This window comes from Thermincola ferriacetica, from assembly GCF_001263415.1.
GTDB lineage: Bacteria > Bacillota > Thermincolia > Thermincolales > Thermincolaceae > Thermincola > Thermincola ferriacetica.
Genome location: NZ_LGTE01000003.1, coordinates 54,346 through 73,052 on the forward strand (window position 1 = coordinate 54,346; position 18,707 = coordinate 73,052).

Annotated in this window: 18 protein-coding genes; 1 reads left to right on the plus strand and 17 read right to left on the minus strand. The window is 46.1% G+C overall.

The genetic code is table 11. The annotated features are described in order from the left end of the window. Window positions 1-220: 220 nt before the first annotated feature. From Tfer_RS03295 to Tfer_RS03340, 10 genes are all read right to left on the minus strand, one after another. Window positions 221-1,204 carry a CBASS cGAMP-activated phospholipase gene (locus Tfer_RS03295; RefSeq protein WP_013121029.1) on the minus strand — a complete coding sequence of 328 codons (984 nt, stop codon included), beginning with the start codon at window positions 1,202-1,204 and terminating at the stop codon, window positions 221-223. 146 nt (window positions 1,205-1,350) lie between these two features. Beyond that, window positions 1,351-1,989, minus strand: coding sequence for a LysE family transporter (locus Tfer_RS03300; protein WP_013121030.1), 639 nt, complete (start codon window positions 1,987-1,989; stop codon window positions 1,351-1,353). A gap of 46 nt (window positions 1,990-2,035) precedes the next feature. Continuing rightward, window positions 2,036-2,593 carry a beta-class carbonic anhydrase gene (locus Tfer_RS03305; RefSeq protein WP_013121031.1) on the minus strand — a complete coding sequence of 186 codons (558 nt, stop codon included), beginning with the start codon at window positions 2,591-2,593 and terminating at the stop codon, window positions 2,036-2,038. Between the two features lie 272 nt (window positions 2,594-2,865). Next, window positions 2,866-4,029, minus strand: a complete 1,164-nt coding sequence (locus tag Tfer_RS03310; protein ID WP_052216876.1) for an ABC transporter permease — start codon at window positions 4,027-4,029, stop codon at window positions 2,866-2,868. Between the two features lie 38 nt (window positions 4,030-4,067). Further along, a complete protein-coding gene (locus tag Tfer_RS03315; RefSeq protein WP_052216877.1) occupies window positions 4,068-4,766 on the minus strand; it encodes an ABC transporter ATP-binding protein in 699 nt (232 codons plus the stop codon). A 105-nt stretch (window positions 4,767-4,871) separates the two neighbouring features. Beyond that, window positions 4,872-6,029, minus strand: a complete 1,158-nt coding sequence (locus tag Tfer_RS03320) for an ABC transporter permease (RefSeq protein ID WP_052216878.1) — start codon at window positions 6,027-6,029, stop codon at window positions 4,872-4,874. Window positions 6,030-6,057: 28 nt separating this feature from the next. Continuing rightward, window positions 6,058-6,618, minus strand: a complete 561-nt coding sequence (locus tag Tfer_RS03325; protein WP_052216879.1) for a hypothetical protein — start codon at window positions 6,616-6,618, stop codon at window positions 6,058-6,060. A 117-nt stretch (window positions 6,619-6,735) separates the two neighbouring features. Beyond that, a complete protein-coding gene (locus Tfer_RS03330; protein ID WP_052216880.1) occupies window positions 6,736-7,323 on the minus strand; it encodes a Fe-S-containing protein in 588 nt (195 codons plus the stop codon). Window positions 7,324-7,435: 112 nt separating this feature from the next. After that, window positions 7,436-8,437, minus strand: a complete 1,002-nt coding sequence (locus tag Tfer_RS03335) for a M56 family metallopeptidase (RefSeq protein ID WP_052216881.1) — start codon at window positions 8,435-8,437, stop codon at window positions 7,436-7,438. Between the two features lie 2 nt (window positions 8,438-8,439). Next, window positions 8,440-8,874: a BlaI/MecI/CopY family transcriptional regulator gene (locus Tfer_RS03340; RefSeq protein WP_013121038.1), complete on the minus strand. Its 435-nt coding sequence runs from the start codon at window positions 8,872-8,874 to the stop codon at window positions 8,440-8,442. Between the two features lie 146 nt (window positions 8,875-9,020). Here Tfer_RS03340 and Tfer_RS03345 point away from each other — a divergent pair, with 146 nt between their 5' ends. Continuing rightward, window positions 9,021-9,944: a Na/Pi cotransporter family protein gene (locus Tfer_RS03345; RefSeq protein WP_052216882.1), complete on the plus strand. Its 924-nt coding sequence runs from the start codon at window positions 9,021-9,023 to the stop codon at window positions 9,942-9,944. Between the two features lie 48 nt (window positions 9,945-9,992). Here Tfer_RS03345 and Tfer_RS03350 read toward each other — a convergent pair whose 3' ends face one another. The 7 genes from Tfer_RS03350 to Tfer_RS03380 all read right to left on the minus strand — a co-directional run bounded on the left by Tfer_RS03350 (window position 9,993) and on the right by Tfer_RS03380 (window position 18,560). Then, the gene (locus Tfer_RS03350) at window positions 9,993-11,657 is read right to left on the minus strand and encodes a methyl-accepting chemotaxis protein (protein WP_052216883.1); all 1,665 of its coding nucleotides are present in this window, start codon (window positions 11,655-11,657) and stop codon (window positions 9,993-9,995) included. Between the two features lie 128 nt (window positions 11,658-11,785). After that, entirely contained in the window at window positions 11,786-12,094 is a 309-nt protein-coding gene (locus tag Tfer_RS03355) for a hypothetical protein (RefSeq protein ID WP_013121041.1), read from the minus strand. A gap of 48 nt (window positions 12,095-12,142) precedes the next feature. Further along, window positions 12,143-12,397 (minus strand): hypothetical protein, encoded by a 255-nt coding sequence (locus tag Tfer_RS03360; RefSeq protein WP_052216884.1) that lies wholly within the window; start codon window positions 12,395-12,397, stop codon window positions 12,143-12,145. 33 nt (window positions 12,398-12,430) lie between these two features. Beyond that, a complete protein-coding gene (locus tag Tfer_RS03365) occupies window positions 12,431-13,672 on the minus strand; it encodes a D-alanyl-D-alanine carboxypeptidase family protein (RefSeq protein WP_052216885.1) in 1,242 nt (413 codons plus the stop codon). 185 nt (window positions 13,673-13,857) lie between these two features. Then, the gene (locus tag Tfer_RS03370) at window positions 13,858-17,214 is read right to left on the minus strand and encodes an S-layer homology domain-containing protein (RefSeq protein WP_052216886.1); all 3,357 of its coding nucleotides are present in this window, start codon (window positions 17,212-17,214) and stop codon (window positions 13,858-13,860) included. A 108-nt stretch (window positions 17,215-17,322) separates the two neighbouring features. Beyond that, window positions 17,323-18,378, minus strand: coding sequence for a spore photoproduct lyase (gene splB / locus Tfer_RS03375; protein ID WP_052216887.1), 1,056 nt, complete (start codon window positions 18,376-18,378; stop codon window positions 17,323-17,325). Further along, complete coding sequence (locus Tfer_RS03380) at window positions 18,375-18,560, minus strand: hypothetical protein (protein WP_013121046.1); 186 nt, start codon at window positions 18,558-18,560, stop codon at window positions 18,375-18,377. Before Tfer_RS03380 ends, splB begins: the two co-directional genes overlap by 4 nt. Window positions 18,561-18,707 lie beyond the last annotated feature (147 nt).

Genomic DNA, 18,707 nt, shown 5'->3' on the forward strand with positions numbered 1-18,707 from the left:
AACCGGACATTCCGGAGCATGGTCTGCGCCCCTGTCTTTCAACAAGTTTGCCATCAGCAGATAAGCATATGCAGTTATTACCTGCTACAAGTTCAGAAACAGACTAAAGCTCATGTCACGATACCTTTGAATCATGGTTAAACGTCGGCTCCAATCTACGGTTTGTCCAATGCTTTGTTATTATATTGTAGCATGCCCCGGTAAAGCATGTCAATATTTGTCATAATTTCAACGCTGTCAACCGCTCACACAGGCGGTCTATTTCCCGGCTTTGCCCTTGAATAAGCGTTTCCGCCAACAACTGCAATACACGAAGGTTTGTATTGCTTGCATCATCCAGGTCATCATTGCCCTCGTCGAGCCTGGTCTGAAAACGATAGTACCTTTTCTGACCGTTTCTGTCTGGCAGCAACTGCTGCAACTGGTAGTCGATGGTGTCGCTTACTCCGTCAAAAACCACGTTCAGAATAGGCTGCGCCCACCGGAACAGGCCCCATCCCTTTACCTCTTCGTAGGGAAGCGGGCGGGTCAGCTCTCCAGTGCCCAGTGAAACCAGAACAAAGTCCTCGGCCCCGGGGAACATCCTGATAGCCTCCGCATAAGCACACAGGGCCGGGTTATTGGCAAATACGCCGCCATCAATCAATGCGTAATAGTCCAGCCCGTCATCGGTAATAATCTGTACCGGCTCGAAATAGGTCGGCGCTGCCGATGTAGCCCGGGCCACAGTTTTCATGGGAAAATCGTACTCCGGTTTCTCTTTGGCGTATCGGCTCTTAAAGAAAAAGGGTACCCTTCTTTCTATTTCATAACTGGGCACCAGCACCTCTGTCAGCGCATCCTTCAGCCTGGTCGTTCCGAAATACCGGTCAAGCACACTTTCTATACCGTCAGCCGGATACTTCTCCTCGACAATACTGCCCATAGCCCGGATGCGGTGCCATACGGACCGGGAAAAAATAACCGGCCCCTCGGTTTTATATAACCGGACCAGGTCTTCCGCCCGGTAAGCCGGCTGCCCCGTATCATCAGGTCTGGTCAGCCCCAGGGCCAAAATGCCGCCGGTAGATGTGCCGGCAATCAAATCGAACATCTGACATATGGGTTTACCGGTACGCTGTTCGATTTCAGCCAGAATCAGGGCCGGGATGATGCCCCGGATGCCCCCGCCGTCAATGGACAGGATTTTTATGGTTTTGGACATATCTCTCCTCCCACTAATTGTCGATTTCCATCAATGTCATTACCTTCTTCAACACCATGAGTGCAGCATCAAAAAAAGTAATGCCCCAGCCAGCTCCGACTTAAAATAAACCATTCCTTGCCTGTTTTATTACCTTTGAGTTGACGTTAAATAAAATACCTGATTCCGCCCCACAAAAAATCCAACGCGAGCCCCAGGAGAAATAGACCACACACCGCTATAATTCCCCGGTACACCCTGTTGCTGATAAACCGCCGTCCCCCGGCGACAGCGCCCGAAACCAGTGTATACCAGGCAAAGTCTGCCAATATATGCCCTACAAAAAACAAAGCCACGCCAGCCAATCCAAACTTCCGGGCCATCGTCAGGTAACCCAGCCCGATAGTCGCCCACCAGAGCGACCAGTAAGGGTTGGAAAGGCTGGTGAGAATTCCGGCCATAACAGGACCAAACCCCTTCTGTTCCCCTGTTCCCTCCAGGTTTAAGGAAATAGTACCCCTTACTGCATTCTTCACCATATCAAAGCCCATGAAAAATAGGAAACCCCCGCCGGCAATCCCAATCACTGCTGTAACTGCCGGTTTCTTTATAACCAAATTGAGGCCAAGAATCATGCCAGTAACCAGCACCAGTTCCAAAACAGCATGACCGAGAACCAAAAGAGGACCGGCTTTCGCTCCCCGACGCAGGCTTTCATTTATGGTGACCGTCAATAAAGGTCCCGGCATCATGGCACCCGAAAAACCTACTATAAAAGCAGTTAAAAATATACCCGGTATACCCAAGACTCCTACCTCCTACCGTCCTTCGTATTAGTTTCAGTTAAAGGGGTTACCCCTCAGTATTTGGGGCATATCCGTTCACCACTACTCTGATTTCCCCGTTGTCCGGGCAAAAAAGCAGCCCGTGCACAGGAACTTCGCGGGGAATTAAAGGCGAACGCCGAATGGTTTCGACAGCATGCCGAATGTTTTCTTCCGTATCATTAAAAGAGCCGATCCAGGCAAGGATATTCATGTTTTGAAGTTCTTCTTCCGGCACCCCCGCTTCCCGCATGCGGGTAATCAGAACCCCTTCTTCCACAGTGGCCATACCACAGTCCAAATGGCCAATCACAAGGATTTCTTTTACCCCCATCAGGTAAACCGCCGCCGCCAGACTTCGAATAACATCCGTACAACCGTCTCTGATAGTATTGCCGGCATTTTTAATAATTTTGGCATCGCCTCTGCGAATTCCGAGAGCAGGCTCCAGGAATTCCACCAGTCTCGTATCCATACAGGTAAAAATGGCCACTTGCTTTTTGGGTTTACTGGAAACCTTCTTTATCAAATCCTTATACTCACTGACAAAGAGCTTATTGGCGGCCAGAATTTCCTTTAAAATCAAACTGCTGCCTCCTTTACCAAGGTTTTCGAAATACATAAAAATATATATTCAATTTTCGCAGTTCTATTAGCACGGTAACGGTGAAACAATAAGTTGATTTTATTATACTATATGTTCTTTTTTAGTGAAACAAAAAAGCCGTTAAAAGTAGCTTCCGCTATCTTTTAACAGCCAAAAAGTAATTTAACAAAGCGGCTGGTGGCCCAATATAACCAATGGAACGGTAAAACAACCGTTGTAACAGCAACTCATTTCTTAAAGGTGAATGTTGATCAAATAAACCGTAAAGCTTCAGTCGGGTCAAGCTTAGATGCTTTAGAGGCAGGGTAAAGGCCGGCAATTAGCCCAAGCGCTATTGCTCCTACCACGACGGCGGCTCCGAAAAAGAGGTTCCAATAAATCTCCAGTTCAAAAGTGTTGAACAGGGGGGCAATCAGGATGGCCACGCCCATACCCGCCAGGTAACCAATAATACCACTGATACCGCATACTATACCCGCTTCTGTCAAAATTATCCGACTGATATGAGCCTGCCTGAACCCGATGGCCCTGAAAATACCTATTTCACGGGTCCTTTCGTTTACTGAGGCCATCATGGTAGTGGTAATAATAAGAGCGGCAATTATGACCATTACAAGTGATACCACCAACGAGAACTTGCTGAATTTACCCACCAACTCCTGCCGGGCCTCAGCGGCTTCCTTAACTATGCTGACCCTTGCTCCAGGTACCTTTTTGGCAATTGCCGCCGATATGCTTGCCGCTACCTGCTCATCTTTTACGGTGGTTATTTCAACAAAACTGTAACTGTTCTGTTTTCCTAATACTTTACGGGCATCCTCTATACTGAGAAAAATAATCCCGTCTTCTTCTTCCCCGGTTTCTGCCAGTATTCCTGACACAGTAAAAGTCTGCTCATTTAATTCAACAGTCTTACCAACAACTAAACCCAGCTTTTCGGCGGCCTTGGCCCCGACAAGAACCTCGCCGGGTTTATCGGGGCGGCCTCCAGCGCTTATTTCCCACCAGGATTTTATCTTCCATTCACTGGGAAAATCAACGCCCACGGCAAGAACCTTTATGCCGTTGATTTGGGTAACGCCCATAACCTTGGGAGCGACCACTTTTATTTTAGCGGCATCATTTATAGAATTAATTTTGTCCAAAAGGTCCGGCGGCAGTTCTTTTACGTTATAAGAAACACCTGTAACAACGGGAATACCGCCTACCGAGAATGAAACGGTATCCGTTTGGGGGGTTATAGCCAGCTTTAACCCTGTTTCTTCGATTTTTTTGTTGATGCTTTTCTCCATGGCGCCGGTTAAAGTAAACAGGGTTACAATGGTGGCAATCCCGAAAACCATGCCAAATACCAGGAATAACATCCTGGATTTCCGACGCTGCAGGTTCTTTAATGCTATATCTGTCAACTGCATTAGCCTTCCCCCTAATTTCTTAACGCACCTTTATTGCCCTAGACAGCCATTTTCTTCCCTGGGTGCTTGGTCTCATCAAGGACTCCGTCCCGTATAAAGATGGCCCTTTTGACATGAGACAAGAACTCGGGGTTATGGGTAACCATAATGATGGTCTGCCCGTCACGGTTAAGAAGTTTAAACAGTTCCATTATTTCCTCGCCTGTCTTAGTATCAAGTGCACCGGTAGGCTCATCGGCGAATAGGATTGGCGGTTCGTTAACTATCGCTCTGGCAATAGCTACCCGCTCCTGTTCACCTCCGGACAACTGGTTGGGAAGCCTGTTTTTCTTGCTACCCAAGCCTACCTTTTCAAGAACACGCTCAGCCATGGTCACCTGTTCCCGGTTAGATTTCCCGGTGATGGCCAGGGGTAACATGACATTTTCAAGGGCAGTCAAGTAAGGTATGAGTTGGAACTGCTGAAATACAAAGCCCAGATACTCACTGCGGAAATCCGCCCGTTTTTCATTAGGTAGACTATAAACGTCTATATCATCAATTATTACCTGGCCGGAAGTCGGCGGATTCATAGCCCCCAGTATGGTGAGAAGAGTACTTTTACCGGAACCGGAAGGCCCCATTAAAGCAATAAACTCCCCTTCCTGCACTTCAAAAGTTATACCTCCCAGCGCTACAACTTCACCTTCCCCGCCGTTATATACCTTTTTAACGTTATTTACCCGAATCAAACTCATTAAGCAGTCCCCCTTAAAATTCATGGACTAACACCTAAGCCCCCAGCATACTATGACTTTCCAAACGTCCACAGCACTTCAACCTTTACACGCAACAAGCTTAAACTACATATAGCGAAGGGCTTCCACAGGGTCCTGGCGAGCTGCCTGCAAGGCAGGCAGGAAGCTGGCCAGCAGACCGACAATTATGGCAATTACCAGAGAAGCAAGCCCTGTCTCGTATTTCCAGGAAATAATTACTTCCATCTGGGCAATTACCGGTGCAGTAAATTTAGCAGCTGCCATACCGACCAGGTACCCGGCCAACCCCCCTATTATGCTGATAATGCCGGCTTCCATAAGAATTATAGCAACGATACTGCTTTTTCTGAATCCTATCGCTCGAAAAATGCCAATTTCTCTGGTTCGTTCGTTAACGGAAGACATCATCGTGGTCAGGACAACCAGGGAACCTATCACAAGCACTATGATGGAAACGGAAATTCCCAATTGGCTGAACCTGTCCACAAAGTCCTTCCTGGCCTGCACCGCCTCCCTGATAGCCGTAACTTTGGTGTTTGGCAGTTTTTCAGATATCTGCCTGGTTATCTCTTCGATAGGGCATGTATAACAAAGTGCAGCAACCTCTACAAAGCTGACCGCATCCTTTTTTCCTGTCAGCGCCTGCAAGGTCGATAAATCCATAAAAATCACCGAATCCTCCTGGTTCCCCGTTGGCTCCAGCACCCCGGCAATCTTATACCGGCTCCCGCCAATCTCCAGTTGGTCTCCCGGTTTCTTCCCGAGCGCCCGGGCAGCTTCAGACCCGAGGAGGATATCTTTTTCATTCTCCGGCTTGCTACCGTTTATCTTCCACCATTTTTTCAACCTGAGTTCAGCGGGGAACTGTATACCCATGACCAGCCTTTTCTTCTTTTCAACTTCCAGGGAATCCAGGAGCTTAGGAGCTACAGTAGCTATGTTCTCCTTATTTTTTATTGTTCTGATTTTGGCCACATCGTCCATTGTCATCAGGTTTACGCTGCCGCCCACATCAGAAGCACTGACGCCTTCATAAGACATACTTAGGGAGTCTGATTGCGGCACCACCGTCATGTTCGAACCGATTTGGTCAAACTTGTCCGCAATTTCCTGCTCCATGGCAGTAGTTATTGTGTACAATGTAACAATCGTTGCGATACCTATGACCATCCCGGCGATCAAGAAAGCCATTTTGGTTTTTCTGCGCCGAAGGTTATTTATTGCAATATTGTGCAGCTTCACTTAAAGCACCGCCTTTACAAGCTAACCTTTATTGAATCCGGTATAATGGACCTCCCTGGTAACCGTAACTGGCAATGATTTGTCCCTGGCTATCTATGATATCTATTTGTATATGGCAACCGTAATCGGTAGCTTTAGCCTTTATACCTGATACGGCTGCGGCATTTTGGGCACTATCCTGCCGATATTTCTGCAAAGCCTGTTTTTCTAACGCCAGGAGGTTGTTTGCTGCGGTACTTCCGCCCATTTGTTGGCAGCACTCACTCCCACTATCAGACAAGCTGCAGGCGCCGCCGCTGCTGCCGCTACCTGCCTGTGCATAATTATCCAAAGGGGTAAACGAAACCCCGGAAACATTGTACTGTTTAGGAAAAGCCCGCGTACCGTTTATAACAGGATAACCCTTAATGATAAAGCCTGCAATTCCTGCAACTGCGACAAATCCAACGATACCAACCAAGGCCCGGGAATAAAGCCTTTCCCTCTTGTTAAGCCTTAGCAACTCTTCACTTATTTCTTCAAAGTGCCTATGATCTCCCGGCCCCGGTTCAGCGCAATCTGCATGAGCAGGCTTTTCGGTTTCGGCCATTTGTTACACCCCCGTGAGGTATAAAACCAAATATTAGTTACAGCAGGTTGGCAATTATTACCGGACTGAAAATAACACTGCACTGGAAAAAGTTGCGGTAATGTGCATCATCTTTTTCTAAATTGGCCGTGGCTGCCAATTTTTCAAGACTTGCATATCAATGACCATTTTGTTACCGTCTGCCTGGTATTTAACAGTTTCCGGTGGGTACTCCGGACAGCCGCCTGAAATTCCCTGCAAATTCTCCAGAGACCACCTAGTGCCGCAGGCGTTGCAGACCAACTCTTCCCCTTCAATGTGGAACCTGGTACCACTGCACGGTTCACAAAGGCTTCTTGCCAGAACCACGTTTCCTTGCGGAGAAACATAGGCCACCAGGGGAAGGTAATTAAACGGAGTCCCATTATTCAAAGTAAAAGATATTCCGGGAACGTTGAAAGTAACTATCTTGTTGTTCTTGATGTCGTCCATATTAACAACCACTTTTGTATCGGTTATTTCAGGTTTAATCTCGGTCATTTCTATAGACTGGTTGGTGTAATCTGTTGCGCCAACATTTACTGTTCCTTCAATCCCTTGCGGCTTCCTTAAAGCAAAGAAACCAACAGCAGCCACAATAATAACACCTACACCAATAAGAAACATCGTTGAGGCCTTTCTTGATTTTTGCTCAGTAAATTTCGCTTTTTTATCTGCTCTGCTCACAAAAATACCTCCTCAAACATTATTCTACTACACCTTTTAGTACTACTAAACATATAATAATTTTTATTAATTTTAAAGTCAACTGCTAATTTGATGTTGTAATTATTTTTCATTAACAAACCAGATACAGCAGCAGTAAACTGCTGCCTGCCACTGCAATCAGGGGAAGCAGAATTTTACTCAATCCTGTCTCCCTGTATGCATCGCGGTCTATGATTCGGGTAATCCTTCCTTCCAAAGCGCCTTCGCCGGCCGCAAAATTAGGATAAGGCATAAAGTTATCCAGGGCTATGGAAGCCCAAATATTCTTCGGTGACATGCGCCAAACTTTTATAAGGGCGCCCGCCAGGGCAAGCGGTTTCCCTGATAAGGCTATGGTTATATCATCAGTGGCATGCTCTTTTTCCTGGGACAGATCCCGGAAGAGCCAGTACATTACCGGAGTGAAAAACATTACGTCTCTTAAAAAGACGGTAATCCAGTTTAAAATTGAGTCAGACCTGATGATATGAGCAAGTTCATGGGCCAATACCGCTTCCAGTTCATCTTCATCTAGGTTGTCAATAAGTCCCTGGGAAAGAACAATTACCGGCTTTTTAAAACCAAAGGTAAAAGACCGGGCAAACCGATCCCTTGTGACAAGTACCCTTGGTACCGCAATATCTGCTTTATGGCATAGCCCTTTTAAGATTTTGAACAACACCGGGAAATTTTCCGGCAAGGCAAAACCATAACGCCGAATCATCCTGTTGCAGGCTATCAGGCTGACAATAGCCTTAAAGATGGCCAGGGCGCCTGTAAGAAGAAACAGCGGCGTTATATAAGTGGCTAAGACATTTCCCATGGAACAAAGCCACTGGTTTATCATATTAAATGTCTTATGGTTATAATCAACAGTTAAGATACACTGCTGGTACCGAGTAGTTTGCAGTATAATAAACGCGCCAAAGGGAAGCAACAGGGGAATAAACAGCATGTATACCTTTGCCCTGGCATTTTGAAACCTCGGCATCCTAAATAACTGCTTTATCAGGACATAGGAAAAAAGAGTTCCGAATAATACATATAAAATAAAGGGGTGGGCTACCTGGGAAACAAATAGTTTGAAATCCATTTTTACTTAGCCCCCTTGGACCGCCTTTCCCTGATAAGCTTCTCCAGTTCGGCGATCTTATTTTCATCCTCCGAGCTAATCCTCTCAACTAAATGGGATATCGCAGGTTCAGCAAATTCTTCTAACAGCCCGTCAAGCACTTCACTGACAACTTGCTTGGAAAATTCCTCCTGGGATACTGTGGGCGTATAGACATAAGCATTACCCAAAGGTTCTTTAGTGAGCAAATTCTTCTCCGCCAACCTGCCCATAATGGTCATTACAGTAGTATAGGCTATCTCTCTTTGTAACCGAAGCGCTTCATATACATCCCTAACAGTAGCCTTGCCTTCTTTCCAAATAATTCCCATAATATCGGCTTCTAAATCACCCAAAACCTTTTTCAGCCCCATTTTATGAGGTTTGAAATCTGAAATCAGGCTCTTGAAAAACTTCACCCTCATTCCCTCCCTATATATCTGTAAGAACATCATACTACATATTGGTACTACAGTCAATAGTAGTATTTGGTTTATGACTGTCCGTCATATTTTCGCATATCCCACATAAGAGTTATTGTAACCTCTTAAACCGGAGGTAAAATATGACTGTTTTGTTGAAACTGAGCGCCGGCATGGCCCTGTTGCTGTTTGGCATGCAGTTTATGAAAACGGGTCTGGAAAATGTAGCCCAACGCCGAATGCGGCAGGCTCTGCATACCCTTACCCGAACCGCGGCTATGGGTACCCTGGCCGGCACCATAATTACCATGTTAGTTCAAAGCAGCACTGCGATTACGGTAATGACAATAGGTTTGGTAAATGCCAGAGTTATCAGCTTTACCCAGGCCCTGGGCATTGTCCTGGGCACTAATATAGGTACATGTATAACAACGCAAATCATTTCCTTTAACCTGAATGACCTGGCCCTCCCCGCTATCGGATTAGGCGCCATCATCATGACCTGGAGTAGGAGGAAGGGCTGGTATTACCTGGGGCAGTCAATTGTGGGGTTTGGTATCGTGTTTTTGGGCATTGGCGTAATAACCGGCTCCATGGAGCCCCTAAAAAATTCTTCCTTGTTTAACACCGTAATGCATTCGCTGGGGCAATCGCATCTCCTGGCACTTCTGGCAGGTATAACAGTTACAGCGTTAATCCACAGCAGCAGCACGACCACCGGTATTATCATTGCTTTGTCTCACCAGGGACTGATAGACTTGCCCATGGCAATAGCCATGGTCCTGGGCAGTAACATTGGCACCTGTATTACCGGAATACTGGCAGCCATCGGCAGTTCACCTGCAGCGCAAAGGGTGGCGTGGGCTCACGTTCTTTTAAATGTGGTAGGTGTACTGATCTTCTTTCCTTTAATTGCTCCGTTCAGCAACCTGTTAACCATAACTGCCGATAGCCTGCCCCGCCAGATTGCCAATGCGCATACCATTTTCAACGTCATCAGCTCGCTGGCAGTACTCCCGTTTATCAGGCAGTTCGCCGCCCTGCTGGAAAGGATAGTGCCGGATTAAGACCAGGGCCCTGCCCGACATAAAAAGCAGGCCAGGCCTGCTTTTCCCTTATACTTTAAAACGGCTGACACTTTCCCTGAGCTCATTGGCCAGGTCCGCCAAAACACTGGCTGAGGCTGCCGTTTCTTCCACAGATGCAGTCTGTTCTTCAGCCGCTGCAGCCACCTGTTGGGCGCTGGCGGCTGTTTCCTCGGAAATACTGGCAACGTTTTGAATAGCGGCAACTGCCTGTCCAGCAGCGGCAGCCATCTCTTCGGCAGCTACGGAAACCTCCTGGATCTGGTCCACTACTTTGGATATAGTATTCATAATATTTTTAAATGCTTCGCCGGCATTATTTACAGCCACTGTTCCGTTAGCAACTTCCTGCAAACCTGATTCCATGGCCTGAACCGCCTGCTCTGTATCTTCCTGAATTTCTTTCACCAGGTCGGCTATTTGTTTTGCGGCCTCTCCCGACTGTTCCGCCAATTTTCTCACTTCTTCCGCTACAACCGCAAATCCCCGGCCCTGTTCCCCGGCCCTGGCTGCCTCAATGGCAGCATTTAAGGCAAGTAGGTTGGTCTGCTTCGCGATACCCGTGATTATATCCACTATGTAACCAATCTGCTGGGACCTTTCTCCCAATGCCCTGACAGTTAAAGCTGAATTATTTACAGTTGTACTTATGGACGCCATTTGTTTAATGGCATTTTCAACAGCCTTACCGCCCTCCAGGGCAGCTTCGTTAGCTTCATGGGAGGCGTTTAATACGTTTTGGGAATTGCCGGCAACCTGCTGGATGCCCTTGGACATCTCGTTAATGGTGAGTGATGTTTGTTCTATACTTTTGGACTGGTCTTCCGTTCCCGTAGCCACCATCTGGACAGTCTGGGCTATCTGCTCCGTAATCTTGGAAGATTCGGCTGCGCCGAAATTAAGAGTATCGGCATGATTAGCAACTTTTTCAGCAATGGTCACTATATTATTAACCAGTACACCAATATGGTCAATCATGCTGTTAAATTTTTCGCCGAGAAAACTGAATTCGTCCTGGGTATCGATATCCAGTTTGACAGATAAATCGCCTTTTTCAGCGTTGGTCATTCCGTCTACTATCTGGTTTATCGGCTTGGAAATGATGCGGGTAATCATGTAAAATATAAAACTGGTTACAAAAAGCGCAAAGTAGGCTCCCGCCATCATTTTTATCTGCAGGTTCCGGATCATCACCTTGTGCCTGTTAGCAGGAACAGTTACGATCCAAAACCCGACCTGCTCCCCGCTCTTTGTAACAATTGGCCTGACCCCGACCTGATTACCGGCAATACTTTCCAGCCCGGCCCTGGTAGACCGCGCCAGGCGCTCCAATTCCTGCCCCCCAAACCCTTCCTTATTCACATCACCGGTGCTTCCGGCCAACAGTTGCCCTCTAAAATATAACTGCACAGTATCTCCTGTTAACTTAGCCAGTTTAGTAACAAAAGGAAAATCAGAGGCAATCTGCAAATCGCCTTTGTAAAGATTGCCGCCCCGAACATACCAATCCCCCGGATAGATAACTTCCAGCAGCTCACTCCCAGTCGCTATATCAGACATAAGCTTTTCACTAATCAACGCTTTCATCTGACCATCCATGTTATTCAGCGCGTAAAGTCCGACCCCGGTGGCCACAAAAAACAGCATTATCACAAACACCACAACCAGTTTTAGTCCGAAGCTGCGCTTTAACAAGACTACCACTCTCCCCTAATCCGACTTAGATATAACGTGCAAGTACTTAATTCGTTATTTTTCGACAAGGAGATGGAAAGTTCCTTCTTTTGGCAGAACCGGAGCAAAAAATAAACCTGAGCCGCGGCTCAGGTCTTTAGCTTAATTTCCGAGCGTTTATGACCAATGCCGTCCAGGTAACCGATGGTATAACACTCCCTGGCATGAATATCCAGGAGGTTATCCAGGGCAACCATGATATCCTTGACATTACCCGTTTTGTGTTCCGACATGTAGTTATAAAATACTTTTTTCAAGAGCCGGTTATTTTTAGCCAGCAAGCTCTTAATTCCAGCTTTTTCCGGTGTGTCCAGCCTGTTCATAATCTGGTCATGCAAAATTTCTAATGCAGAACTTTTAAGCAACTTCAAATCTGGTCTTTTGGGGTTTTGGTCCATATTTTCACCTCAATAAATAGTATCTCCCAAATAGACCAATTTATTTAACTAACCTATATCTTTCATACGTTTAATATGTTTGAACCGGTTATAACTCCACCATAAATCAATTAAAAAGAAAGCAACAGTAAGAAAAAAAAGGGCTCCAACAATTGTCAGGTACAGACCAAAAGTCTTCTGAAGCCATACCAGAAAAAAACAATATAAAATCATAAATACAACCCCGAGACCCCATGTTACAAAAGCTGTCGTAACTTTGATTATCTCATCCCAAAAGGCTTCAAAAAACAATTTTACATCCATTTTACCAAACCAACCCTTTCTAACTTTTGCCGTTTACCTGATGGGGCCCCTGTAAAAATGTTTGAAACCTTTTCTGTACCGCCGTAAAGCGCGTTTCCTGTTCCATGTTATTACAAACCCCAGACAAAGGGTGATTCCTGCCACCGGCAGTATCCAAGGGTGCCTTTCCACCATCACTTTTTTATCAACGGCATTGGCCGCCACCAAATATACGCGCCCGATTTCCTTATCGCCGAAGTTATAAGTAATATATCCGACCTTTTGGCCTTTTTTGATAGGAGCAGCCAATCCCTTGAAAATAATGGTTTTTGCTTTGGGAACCTCATTGTCCGCCAGTTTGCCGGTAAAGTATTGTTCCTTTTCCGTGACAACCCGCACTTTACCTGTCCCGTCTTTGACAGAAATCTCCTGTATGAACTTGCCTTTCTCGACAAGTTTGGTTGTCCGGAAATTTTTAAATCCATAGTCAAGCAGGGCCATAGAATCTGTCCAAATGTTATTCCCCACCGAACCCAAAACCACCGCTATAAACTCCTGGTCCCCACGTTTTGCGGATGAAACCAGGCACTGCTGGGCAACCCTTGTGTAGCCCGTCTTAATTCCATTAGCCCCTTCATAGCGCCACAACAATTTATTATGGTTTATGAGTCTGAAGAAATTGGCCGGATCGGCCCGTTTAATTTCCTTTACCTTGGTAGCGGCCATCTCCCGAAACAAAGGCAATTCCATAGCATGTTTGGCAATCATGGCTAAATCCCTGGCAGTGGTATAATGTTCATCATTGGGCAACCCATTAGGGTTGCAAAAATTGGAATTTGTTGCGCCCCATTCTTTCGCTTTTTTGTTCATCAGCTCTACAAAGGCAGGCACAGAACCGGCAATATGCTCGGCTACAGCCACAGCCGCGTCATTTCCAGAGCTTAAAAGTACGCCGTATAACAGGTCTTCCAGAGTCAGGGTTTCCCCTGCCGTCAGATAAATAGATGAACCTTCCTGCGTTACAGCGTTTTTACTTACCGTAACTTTGTCGTTAACATCCCCTTCCTCCAACGCTATGGCCACTGTCAGTATTTTGGTTGTGCTCGCTGGAGGCAGCCGGAGATCCGGGTTTTTGGCGTAAAGCACCTGGCCGCTTCTGGCATCAATCAAAACCCCGGCTTTTCCGACAATACCGGGTTCCTGGGCATATACCGGAGCAATAACCGGTCCTCCTACAACAGTTATTACAAAAAAAACCACCAACAATATACTGATTGACCGTTTACCAAAGGACATTGTTACCCCCTAAATAAATTAATTGTGAAGTACTTATTTCCTGATTTACCTCGTTTTATTTTTTTCGCTATGAAAACAAATAATCCTGTTAAAAAAGAACAAAAGATTATTAACAAAGGCAGAAACCCGATTTCACATAGAGTACGAACCGGGTTTCTGCCATAATGTCATAGCTTTTTTAGAGCCTATTTCTTTTGTTCGGCCAGTGTTTCCATAAGCCGCACCATCATAGCAGCCGCCTGGGCCCTGGTAGTAGTTCCCTGAGGTAGAAATCTGTATTCTCCCGTTCCCTGCAAAAGCCCGGCCTCTACTACCGAAGCAACTTCTATATCAGCAAACTTACTAACCTTTTTGCCATCTACAAAGCTGTCGAGAACTTCCTTGGCCTTGTCATTGTCAAGCATTTCCACATTTGCCGCCCTTGCCAGCATTACGGCTGCCTGCTCCCTGGTGATGGTTCTGGCGGGCGCAAAATAGCTGGCTGAAACGCCGTTCACTATACCCGCCCGCACCGCTGCCTCAACATAGGGAAAAGCCCAATGATTCTCATCAACATCACGGAAGGACTCGCTTTGCGGCTCGTATGGGTCCAAACCGCAGGCCTTGGCCAACATAGTGGCAAATTCAGCTCTGGTAATTAGCCCATCGGGATTGAAACGTGAACTTGGCTGGCCTGTAATAATTCCCTGGGAAATCAGATACTCAATATCCTTCTCAGCCCAATGGTTTATTATATCGTCGAAGGTTTTAAAATATACCATTACCGCATATTTTCCTTCTTTGTCCGTTTTAACGGATATAGTTTTATTTTCTGTATTTATTTTCCCTCCCAGAACCTTCCATTCATCTTTGTCCTCATCATAATAAAACACCGACAGTCTACGGGCCTGCGCATCTTTTATTACCTTATCGTACTTTAATGTCAGGACAAAAGGTTCGAGAGGCGCCCGCTCAAAATCAATGTCTGTTACCGGCCCGACGTAGGCCGCGGAAAGGGGTGGTTCTTCGATATCTTCCGGGTCAACTATTTTCATATTGAGAGTATTTTCGGCGTAATCATTCCCGGCCGTTTTTATATTTAGGAACTCACCGAAAGCCTTGGTTTCTTCTCCTTTTTTCACCGTAAGTTCAACTTCCGCACCGGTTTTGGCGATGTCGTTGTAATAAACGGTATACTTTTTCGTTGTTGTTTTACTCCCTCCGGTCGCGGATATATCGATAGAATTTGCTCCTGCGACAAGAGTTACGGATTTGGAAAAATCCCCGCCCTGGTCAAAATCGACGACCTCATTATTTATCTTCAATCCGCCGGCCTGTGTCCGTTCAACTTGGCCAGTTATTTTAAGCTTGTTGGAAAAGACCGTCATCCCGTCAAAGATTGAATATACTGTCACCCCGGGGGAGTTATCATATTTAACTTTTAACTTTTTTTCCAGGGGTTTGTCTGCTCCGTAATCAACAGTAATCTTGATTTCATTATCCCCTTCTTTTAATTTCACAGGCTGGTCAAAAGCCCCGGTATTCCCGTCACGAACTACCTTGTATGTACGTCCGTCACACTCCATAGTAAAGGAGTTCAAACCGTCTACAGGGTAAACGGTACCCTTGACGTTGATGTAACCGGTGGTCACAGTGGACCCGTCCATGGGTGAGTCAATCTTTAATACAGGGTCTCCGGTATAATAAACTACAATAGTCTTACCGGTTGTAACCCCGTCTTTTGTGGCTTTAAGGACTATATTGTTTACTTTTCTGGTCAGGTTCACCGTTTTCGAGAAATATCCATCGGCGCTTAAGGGAACAAGAGCATCATTGACAGTAAACCCCCACTTATCCGTATTAAACGCATACCCCGTAACAGTAACCGATGTCTGGGGAGTGGAAATACCCGATGAGGGTGCAGTAACGTTTATAATTGGGCTGGTATCACATTTGATGATCAGGGTTTTAGTCACCGTAGTATTACCGTCAGTAGCCGTCAGGGTCACAGTATTATCTCCCTGATTTAAAGTTAAGGTTTTCGCAAAGTTCCCATTGACATCAAAAGCTACTACAGACCCGTTTATTTTTAAACCGTCTTTTACAGTATTGAACACTTGCCCGCCAATGGTTACTGTAGTGGAATACACTATTTCGTTCACGTTAGGGCTTGTTACATTGATTACCGGCACACCGCTGTAAGTAACCTTAATAGTAGTGGTCACCGTTACTCCGCCCGAGGTAGCCGCCGTAAATGTTATGGAGTTTAATCCCGGTTTAAGGTTAATTGTTTTGCTGAAAGATTTATCGCTATTAATGGGAACATTTTCTTCGACAGGATTTAAACCGGTATTGTTTTTGACCTTCAGGGATGTGGTATTGGCATTGACCGTGCCCTTCACTGTAATAGTGTTATTCCCGGTGACATATCCATCGGCCGGTTCTGTGATTGTTACGGCAGGTCCGTTAGTATAGGTTAACCGGTAAGTATAGGTGTTAATTGAGCCGTTTTTGCCTACTTCCATGGGAATGTTATTCAAACCCGGTGTCAAGGTGATATTGGCAGAAAACGTACCTGTAGCGCTTAAAGGAACGCTGTTCCCATTTATTTTCAGGGATGTGGCTCCAAAGGTGGCGCCCGTTAAAGTAACTGTGGCTGAAGTACTGGTTATTACTGAGTCGGGAGCAGGATTGAGGTTATAAACGAAAGGTTGGCCGTTGTCATAAAGGACCCGAAATGTTCTAACTAAGGCGCCATTGTCCACATCGACAGTAAAACTGTTTTCACCGGGTTGAAGGAAAAAATCCTCAGAAAAGGATCCGCTGACGGTCCGGCCGTTAATTGTGCCGCTCAGCGGAGTAAGTATGGAACCGGAAACAGTCACATGCCCCGAATTTACAACCATCCAATCGGTTGCGGGCAGGCCGTTGACCTGCAGACTGTCCAGCAGCGCCGTCTGGTTGTAAGTTAAATAGAGATAGGTTTCGGAAGTAACTACCCCGCCGTCGGTAACTTTTACATGAACAGTATTCAGTCCCTGATTCAGGGTTAAAGGGTAAGTAAACCTGTCATCGGTATTAATGACTGCTTTGTTTCCGTTTATCCACAGCTCAGTCCCAACCGTTCTGTTCTTTACAACGCCCTGAAGATTTATACTCGGCGATGAGACAACATCGTTTGTTTTGTGACTCGTCACCTCTACCTGTGGCGCAGTGGAGTCATAATAGACGTTTACGGTTTTGGTGGTGGTATGTCCGGTGGAACTGGTGGCTGTCACAGTGATTGTATTATCTCCTGCATTTAGTGTTACAGGCCAGTTAAAACGACCTCCCGCATCAAAAGCTACAACGGCGCCGTTGATCCGTAGGCCCGAAGCGGCCACATCGCTCACATAGCCGCTTATACTTACAGTATTGTTGTATACTACAGCCCCGTCAGCCGGACTCAAAATGGTCAGGCTCGGCGTCCCCGCCCAAACAGGCTTAACCGGGAGCAGGCTCAGTAAAAAAATGAAAATTGTCAATGTTACTACTATCTTGCCTCGCACATCAACCAAAACCATAAGACCACTCCTTAGCAAAATTTTGTAACATCTTCTATGTATTTCGACAAATACTAACTTTTTCCTCGTCACCTTTGAAAAAAATAGCTGCCGCTGAAAAAGCGGCAGCTATACGAAATACTCCGTTTTTGCCTGGGGAAAGAATTCCTTCACCATACTTTTCATAAAGCTTTCTATTTCCTGTAGCGTTTCTTTAGGATAGATGAATTTTCCGTATCCGAATTGTCCGAATTTAAATTGCCGTTGTTGTTCTTCCATCGGCAAGTCACTTTGCGGAAACAGGCTTAAAATATTGGCCTTAGCCCGTCTGGTAAACCGGTGAGTAATAAATTCAAAAGTCAGGTCCTGTACCTTGCCCAATTGACAATAAAGCTCTTCAAACAATTTTCTGTAGTCCTGCTGCCACCCATCATATACAAAAATGGGGGCAACGATAAACCCCAGCGGATATCCGGCCTTAAATACTTTGCCCGCAGCCTGTATTCTTTCCTTTAGGGGCGGGGTCCGGCGTTCATAACGTGAAATGACTTGGTCACTGTTAATACTGAATCTGAAACGGGTGTGGCCGTTATGTTGCAGACTGAGCAAACCCTCTACTTCAGTAAATTTTGTGACAAAGCGGAAACGCCCGTATTCCTGCTGCCCAAAAAACTCTATGGCCCGGCGCAATGCCCCAGACAAATACTCAACCGGCACCGGGTCCGATGTAGCCGCCCCTTCAAAAATTGTTATCTCGGGTTTACGCTGATTAATGTATTCGCGGGCCCGGGTCAGAATTTCCTCAATATTGACATAAACCCGGACATAAGGCTTTTTACCCAGAGTGGTATTGAGATAACAGTATTCACACATCCCCGGGCAACTGGTAACTAAAGGCAACTGGTAGTGCGCGGAGGGTTTGCAGGATTCGAAATTTTTACTTCTGCGCACACCAACCACCAAGGTCCTTTTTGCTTCGCGGTAACTCATTTGTGGCGTATCACCGGGTATGCCCGTAACCCTGTTGTGGGACCCGACCATTTTAATTTCCGTCCCTTCTTTTTGGACCCGCTCGTAGATTTGTCTGCCCAAAGGATAATTAAGGGCCTCCTGCTCAAAATAAACGCGAACAGGTTGAAACAAGTTAGTTGTCTTTTTTTTGGAAACCTCTAATGCGGTCTTCATTCTTTTGCTATAGGTGCGTCAACCTTTTTCTCCTTATTCATGATCTGGTTGGCCGGGTCAGGGTTATCTTCTATCATTATCTCCCTGTCAAGGGGGCGGCCCGCCACATTGGCCTGGATGGCAGAACCCAACTCCGTGGGGACAAAGTCATGTACATCACGTCTGTTCTTATCGTCTTTCATTTTCTAACCTCCTTCGGGTTTTATTATCCCCAACTCCGCCCCACCCAACCCGTTCCCCCAAAAAAATTCTGAGTAAATATACTCAATGTTTGAAGATGGCGAAGGCCGCCGGGAAGTCCGGCACTCAACTCAAGTTAAGTGCTCGGA

Bases quoted from the DNA above. Each gene is read 5' to 3' on its own strand.
- Tfer_RS03295 (WP_013121029.1), bottom strand. From the start codon at position 1,204: ATGTCCAAAACCATAAAAATCCTGTCCATTGACGGCGGGGGCATCCGG.
- Tfer_RS03310 (WP_052216876.1), bottom strand. From the start codon at position 4,029: ATGCAGTTGACAGATATAGCATTAAAGAACCTGCAGCGTCGGAAATCC.
- Tfer_RS03315 (WP_052216877.1), bottom strand. From the start codon at position 4,766: ATGAGTTTGATTCGGGTAAATAACGTTAAAAAGGTATATAACGGCGGG.
- Tfer_RS03325 (WP_052216879.1), bottom strand. From the start codon at position 6,618: ATGGCCGAAACCGAAAAGCCTGCTCATGCAGATTGCGCTGAACCGGGG.
- Tfer_RS03335 (WP_052216881.1), bottom strand. From the start codon at position 8,437: ATGGATTTCAAACTATTTGTTTCCCAGGTAGCCCACCCCTTTATTTTA.
- Tfer_RS03345 (WP_052216882.1), top strand. From the start codon at position 9,021: ATGACTGTTTTGTTGAAACTGAGCGCCGGCATGGCCCTGTTGCTGTTT.
- Tfer_RS03355 (WP_013121041.1), bottom strand. From the start codon at position 12,094: ATGGACCAAAACCCCAAAAGACCAGATTTGAAGTTGCTTAAAAGTTCT.
- Tfer_RS03360 (WP_052216884.1), bottom strand. From the start codon at position 12,397: ATGGATGTAAAATTGTTTTTTGAAGCCTTTTGGGATGAGATAATCAAA.
- Tfer_RS03365 (WP_052216885.1), bottom strand. From the start codon at position 13,672: ATGTCCTTTGGTAAACGGTCAATCAGTATATTGTTGGTGGTTTTTTTT.
- Tfer_RS03370 (WP_052216886.1), bottom strand. From the start codon at position 17,214: ATGGTTTTGGTTGATGTGCGAGGCAAGATAGTAGTAACATTGACAATT.
- splB (WP_052216887.1), bottom strand. From the start codon at position 18,378: ATGAAGACCGCATTAGAGGTTTCCAAAAAAAAGACAACTAACTTGTTT.
- Tfer_RS03380 (WP_013121046.1), bottom strand. From the start codon at position 18,560: ATGAAAGACGATAAGAACAGACGTGATGTACATGACTTTGTCCCCACG.